Annotated in this window: 1 pseudogene; it reads left to right on the top strand. The window is 38.3% G+C overall.

Annotation, left to right across the window (positions count from 1 at the left end):
• Positions 1-371: 371 nt before the first annotated feature.
• Positions 372-1,301 (top strand): annotated as a pseudogene (repM, locus tag FTV42_RS16815) (replication initiation protein RepM); the annotation flags it as partial.
• Between the last annotated feature and the right edge of the window lie 208 nt (positions 1,302-1,509).

Genomic DNA, 1,509 nt, shown 5'->3' with positions numbered 1-1,509 from the left:
GAGCATAAAGCTTTATGAGCGAAGCGAATCCATTCTTGTTTTTAGCGTCCTAGCCGGTCTTTGAGAAAAACTGCCCCCAGGAATCGAGCGCAGCGAGATTCAATAGAGTTTGAGCGAAGCGAAAACATAGGGCAGTTTTAAATGCCGTTTTTAATTTTTTTGGGCTTTTAATAATATAAAAAGCTTTTAAATGCTTTTAGGAGGGCTGAAATCATTGGTATACGTGCGTTTCAGCGATCATTCTCCACCATTTACCTTGCAATACTCCACCATTTACCTTGCAAGAATTTCTCAATACTCCACCATTTACCTTGCATAATCCATCATAAAATATTATGGTGGATTTACATCATAAAAATTATAGGTGGGAGATGTCGGAATTAGTAGTCAAAGACAATGCTCTAATCAATGCTAGTTACAACCTTGACCTAACAGAACAACGGTTAATTCTGCTAGCAATTGTGGAAGCAAGGGAATCAGGCAAAGGAATTAATGCGAATGACCCTTTAAACATTCATGCAGAAAGCTATATAAATCAATTTGGAGTGCATCGAAATACCGCATATCAAGCCTTGAAAGATGCTTGTGATGATCTTTTTGCAAGACAATTCAGCTATCAAAGCCTTAGCGAAAAGGGGAATATCCAGCATCATAAATCACGCTGGGTAAGCGAAGTTATTTACGTTGAACAAGAAGCAGTTGTTAAGTTAATTTTTGCTCCCGCTATTATCCCGCTAATTACTCGACTAGAAAAACACTTCACAAGCTATGAATTAGAACAAGTTAGTCAATTAAAAAGTGCCTATGCTGTTCGCTTATACGAAATTTTAATTGCTTGGCGTAGCACAGGAAAAACACCCGTAATTGGGTTGGATGACTTTAAAAAACAGATAGGAATTAATGAGGGAGATTACAAGCGAATTGATGTACTTAAATCCCGTGTACTAGAGCCATCAATTAAGCAAATCAATGAACATACGGATATTATTGTATCTGTTGCACAGCATAAAACAGGGCGTTCAGTTACTGGTTTTTCATTCCGATTTAAACAAAAACCACAACCAAAAGTAGAACAAAGAACCGACCCAAAACGAGATCCAAACACACCTGATTTCTTTGTCGAAATGACCGATGCACAACGGCATTTGTTTGCACACAAATTATCTGAACTGCCCGAAGTTGGTAGCGAATATGCAGAGATCGGAGAGTCATCCGAAGACTTTACGAAACGCCTTGCAAACATGCTTTTAGAGCCAAAAAAATTCAGGATGTTTTATCCGCTACTGGAACAGCTCGGCTTTGGTTCTAAGAAAATCCAATCAGCACCAATCAAACAGGTCGATGAACCTAAGTTTATTGAATTGCGAAACATGCAAGTGAATAGCTTGTCGTTCAATATGTCCCGTGACAAGAAATTCGCTCATTTAAAACAGGAAAACGAATCTCCAGATGATTTTATGCAACGGCTTCGCATCATGCTAAAAGACCCAAAACAGCAAATTCAATTTT

Source organism: Acinetobacter sp. YH16052 (assembly GCF_013417155.1).
Lineage (GTDB): Bacteria > Pseudomonadota > Gammaproteobacteria > Pseudomonadales > Moraxellaceae > Acinetobacter.
This window is presented reverse-complemented; position numbering and strand designations above follow the sequence as displayed.